Genomic DNA, 1,178 nt, shown 5'->3' with positions numbered 1-1,178 from the left:
GAAGCCACGACGCCGGCACCCACGGTGCGACCGCCTTCGCGAATTGCAAAGCGCAGACCGTCTTCCATCGCGATCGGTGAGATCAATTTGACGGTGACGGAGATGTTGTCGCCAGGCATCACCATTTCGACGCCTTCCGGCAATTCAACCGCGCCTGTGACATCGGTGGTACGGAAGTAAAATTGCGGCCGATAGCCGTTGAAAAATGGCGTATGACGACCACCCTCTTCCTTGGACAGCACGTAAATTTCGGCTTTAAAGTGCGAGTGCGGCTTGATGCTGTTCACGTGAGCCAGAACTTGACCGCGTTCGACGTCGTCGCGTTTGGTGCCACGCAACAAGACACCTACGTTGTCGCCCGCTTGGCCTTGATCGAGCAGTTTGCGGAACATTTCTACACCGGTACAGGTGGTTTTCTGCGTGTCGCGAATGCCGACGATCTCGACCTCTTCACCCACTTTAATAATCCCACGTTCCACACGACCGGTAACGACGGTACCGCGGCCTGAAATCGAGAAGACGTCTTCGATCGGCATCAAGAATTTGCCGTCGATCGCGCGCTCTGGTTCAGGGATATAGCTGTCCAGTGCTTCAACCAGCTTGACGACGGATTGCACGCCGATTTCGCTTTGATCGCCTTCCAACGCTTTCAGTGCGGAGCCGATAATGATAGGGGTGTCGTCGCCGGGGAATTCGTATTGATTCAACAGTTCGCGAATTTCCATTTCAACCAGCTCGATCAGTTCCGCGTCGTCGACCATGTCGGCTTTATTCAGGAACACCACGATGTACGGAACGCCGACCTGACGAGACAGCAAGATATGCTCGCGGGTTTGCGGCATCGGACCGTCGGCGGCCGAGCAAACCAAAATCGCGCCATCCATTTGAGCGGCGCCGGTAATCATGTTTTTGACGTAGTCGGCGTGACCCGGGCAGTCTACGTGTGCGTAGTGGCGTGACGCAGACTCGTATTCAACGTGCGAGGTCGAAATAGTAATACCGCGCGCACGCTCTTCTGGCGCATTGTCAATTTGATCGAAAGCTTTTGCTTCACCGCCTTGCAGCTCCGCCATTACTTTCGTCAACGCGGCGGTCAACGTGGTTTTTCCGTGGTCGACGTGACCAATCGTGCCCACGTTTACGTGCGGTTTCTTTCTTTCAAATTTTTCTTTTGCCAT

At 54.7% G+C, this 1,178-nt stretch carries 1 protein-coding gene; it reads right to left on the bottom strand.

Going from position 1 to position 1,178, the window contains the following annotated elements; genetic code table 11:
* Positions 1-1,178: elongation factor Tu (tuf, locus tag A1355_RS09340; protein ID WP_064027305.1), on the bottom strand; the 1,178-nt coding region annotated here is incomplete at its 3' end.

Origin of the sequence: Methylomonas koyamae, assembly GCF_001644025.1 — a bacterium.
GTDB lineage: Bacteria > Pseudomonadota > Gammaproteobacteria > Methylococcales > Methylomonadaceae > Methylomonas > Methylomonas koyamae_A.
Note: the sequence above shows the minus strand (reverse complement) of the source record. Positions and strands in the feature narration are given on the sequence as shown.